The following is a 3,398-nucleotide window of genomic DNA, read 5'->3' as shown; positions in this document are numbered from 1 at the left end:
CCGGGTTCCGGCTCAGCTCGCGGGACGTGTTCCTGCGGCCGACCGTCGCCGCGCTGGCGGCGGGCATGGACGAGGCCGGGTACGGCGAGGGGAACGCCGAGGACGGGTACGGAGCCGAGGTGCTGCCGGGCGAGGCGGTCACCGGGCCGGTCGCCACCACACCCGTGCGCGAGTGGTTCTTCCGCTCGCACCCGGTGGACCCCGAGCACTTCACCATGTCGATGACGTTCCTCCTGCCGGAGGCCACGGACCTCGAAACCCTGCGGGCCGCGCTCGCGGCCGTACTGGCACAGCACGACGCCCTGCGGAGCACGTTCGTGCGTGACGCGGCGGGGGACTGGCACGGCACGATCCTTGCGGAGGCCGACGTCGACCGCGTGCTGACCGTGCACGATCTGACCTCCGCGACGGACGTCGAGGCCGCCTGGCGGGAGCTGGTGGTCGGCGCGCAGTCGGGGCTCGACCTCGGGCACGGGCCGCTGCTGCGGGCCGTGGTCGGCAGGCGGGGCGGCGACGGCCGTGACCGGCTGCTGCTCACCGCACACCACCTGGTGATCGACGGCGTCTCCTGGCGGATCCTGCTGGAGGACCTGGCGACGGCCTACGAGCAGCTGCGCACGGGCACGCCCGCCGACCTGGGGCCGCGGACGACCTCCGTGCAGCGGTGGGCGGACCGGCTCACGGCGCACGTCACCGAGGGCGGGTTCGATGACCAGGTCGACTACTGGCGGTCCGTGATCGACCGGGCCCGTGTCCAGCTGCCCATGGACCTGCCGGGGGCGAACACCGTGTCCGTGCAGTCCGCGGTGTCCGCTTCGCTGTCCGAGGAGGACACCCGGGCCCTGCTCCAGCGGGCGCCGGGCATGTACCGGACGCAGATCAACGATGTGCTGCTGGCGGCGTTCGCCCGCGTCCTGGAGCGGTGGACCGGGCACGGCCGGGTGGCCGTCAACCTGGAGGGCCACGGCCGCGAGGAACTGTTCGACGACGTCGATCTGACCCGCACCGTCGGCTGGTTCACCGCGATCCACCCGGTGGCCCTGGAGCTGCCCGAGGACGAGAGCTGGCCCGCGACGATGCGGGCGGTGAAGCGGCAGCTGCGCGCGGTGCCGCAGCGGGGCGTCGGCTACGGCGCGTTGCGGTACCTCGCCCCGGCCGACGGCCCCGCACACGCACTGGCCGAGGCCCCGGAGCCGCAGATCAGCTTCAACTACCTCGGCCAGGCCGGTGCGGGAGCGGGGGACGGCACGGACGGTGCGGACGGGCTGCTCGACACCCGGACCGGAACCGACGGGCAGGACCACGGTCCGCGCCAGGAGCGCAACCACCTGATCGACGTGGTGGCCGCCGTCGACGAGGGCCGCCTCCGGATCACCTGGTACTACTCGGCCGGCATCCATCGCGCGTCGACCGTCGAGGCCCTCGCGGAGGACTACACCGCCACCCTGCGCAGCGTGCTGAAGCGCTGACCGGGGGCCTTCCCGCCCCGCCCACGCCCGGTCCCGCCACCGTGACCGCGCACCACCCCGCGGCGACCGCGCCGTCGGCCCTTCTGCCTTGAGGAGAGGAATTGAGTACGCAGCCGTCCCGGGAGAGCCGGATCAGCTCACTGCCGGAGCACATGCGCGAGCTGCTCCGCCGGCGCCTCGCGGGCCAGGCCCCGGAGGAGACCGGCATCCCCCGGGCGGACCGCGGCGGGGAGCTGCCGGCGTCGTTCGCGCAGCAGCGGCTCTGGTTCCTCGACGAGTTCCAGCCCGGCGGAGTGGAGTACAACTCCGGGCTGGGGCTGCGGATTCGGGGCCGCCTGGACGAGCGGGCGCTGCGGGGAGCGGTCGACGAGGTGGTGCGGCGGCACGAGTCGCTGCGGACGACGTTCGACGCGGTGGACGGTCGCGTCGTCCAGCACGTGCACCCGTCGATGACCGTGCCCGTCGAGCGCGTGGACGTATCAGGGCCCGAGGACGCCCCGGGTGCTCCCGAGGACGACTCGGGTTCTCCCGAGGACCACCCGGGTTCTCCCGAGGACGCCCCGGGGGCGCCCGCGGACGACGCCGGGGCCCGGGACACCGACACGTGCGACACCGACACGTGCGACACCGGCACGTGCGGGACCGATGCGTGCGGGACCGACCCGCACGGGACGGACGCGCACGGTCTCGATGCGTGCGGCACCGAGGAACACGTCGCGGCGGAGCGTGCCGCGCGGGCGGACGCCCTCCTCCGGGCCCGTCTCCGCGAGCCCTTCGATCTGCGTACGGGGCCGCTGCTGCGCGTCCTGCTCGTCCGGCTCGGCCCCGAGGAGCACGCGCTGCTCCTGTCGGCCCACCACATCGTCACCGACGGCTGGTCGCTCGGCATCCTCACCCGGGAGCTCAGCGCTCTCTACTCCGCCGCCGTACGCGGTGAAGGCCCGGCGCGGCTTCCCGAACTCCCCGTGCAGTACGCCGACTTCGCCGTCTGGCAGCGCGACCGCACATCCGACGCCACGCAGGAGGACGACCACCTGCGGTACTGGCGGCGCGCCCTGGACGGGGTCGAGCCGCTCGAACTGCCCACCGACCGTCCCCGCCGTGCGGTACGCGGCACCTCCGGCGCCGTCCACAGGTTCGAGGTGCCGCCGGAGACCGTCGCCGGCCTGCGCGCGCTGGAACGCAGAACGGAAGCGAGTCTCTTCGTCCAGCTCACGGCCCTCACCCAGCTGCTGCTCGCCCACTACAGCGGGCAGGACGACATCGCCGTCGGCACGGTCACGGCGGGACGGGAACGCCCCGAGCTGGAGAACCTGATCGGCTTCTTCGTCAACACGCTGGTGCTGCGTACCCGCGTCGACCGGACCGCCGGGTTCGAAGAGTTCCTCAGCGGGGTGCGCGCCCACGTCCTGGAAGCCTTCGACCACCGGGAAACCCCCTTCGACCGCGTCGTCGAAGCCGTCGCGCCCGAACGCGACCCCGGCCGGATGCCCCTGGTGCAGGCCATGGTGGTGCTCCAGAACGCCCGCGCCCCCGAGGTCTCGCTGGCCGGGGCCCGGGTGGAGCCCCTGGACGTGGCACGGGACGCGCTCCCCTTCGACTTCATGCTGGAGTTCGCCGAGGAGGACGAGCGCCTCGTAGCGGCGATCGAGTACAACACCGAACTCTTCGACGCCTCGACGATCGACCGCATGGCCGCGCACTGGCTCCACACCGCCGCCCAGGCCGTCACCGCCCCCGCCACCCGCCCGCTGTCCGACCTCATGGCCCCCGCCGAGGCGGAACGGGAGCGGGTGCTGGGCGCCGAGTGGTCCGGCGCGGTGGGACCCGGAGTCGAGTCGTCGGTGGTGGACGAGTTCGCCGCGCGTGTGGCAGCGGACCCGGACGCGGTGGCGGTCGTCTCCGGCGAACGCGCCCTGAGCTACGGGG

Annotated in this window: 2 protein-coding genes; both read left to right on the top strand. The window is 73.8% G+C overall.

Annotated elements, in window-relative coordinates; genetic code table 11:
* Window positions 1-1,469: condensation domain-containing protein (locus SCA03_RS34500; protein ID WP_230989110.1), on the top strand; the 1,469-nt coding region annotated here is incomplete at its 5' end.
* Window positions 1,470-1,570: 101 nt separating this feature from the next.
* Window positions 1,571-3,398: condensation domain-containing protein (locus SCA03_RS34495; protein ID WP_230989109.1), on the top strand; the 1,828-nt coding region annotated here is incomplete at its 3' end.

Origin of the sequence: Streptomyces cacaoi (genome assembly GCF_006539165.1) — a bacterium.
Taxonomy (GTDB): domain Bacteria; phylum Actinomycetota; class Actinomycetes; order Streptomycetales; family Streptomycetaceae; genus Streptomyces; species Streptomyces cacaoi.
This window is presented reverse-complemented; position numbering and strand designations above follow the sequence as displayed.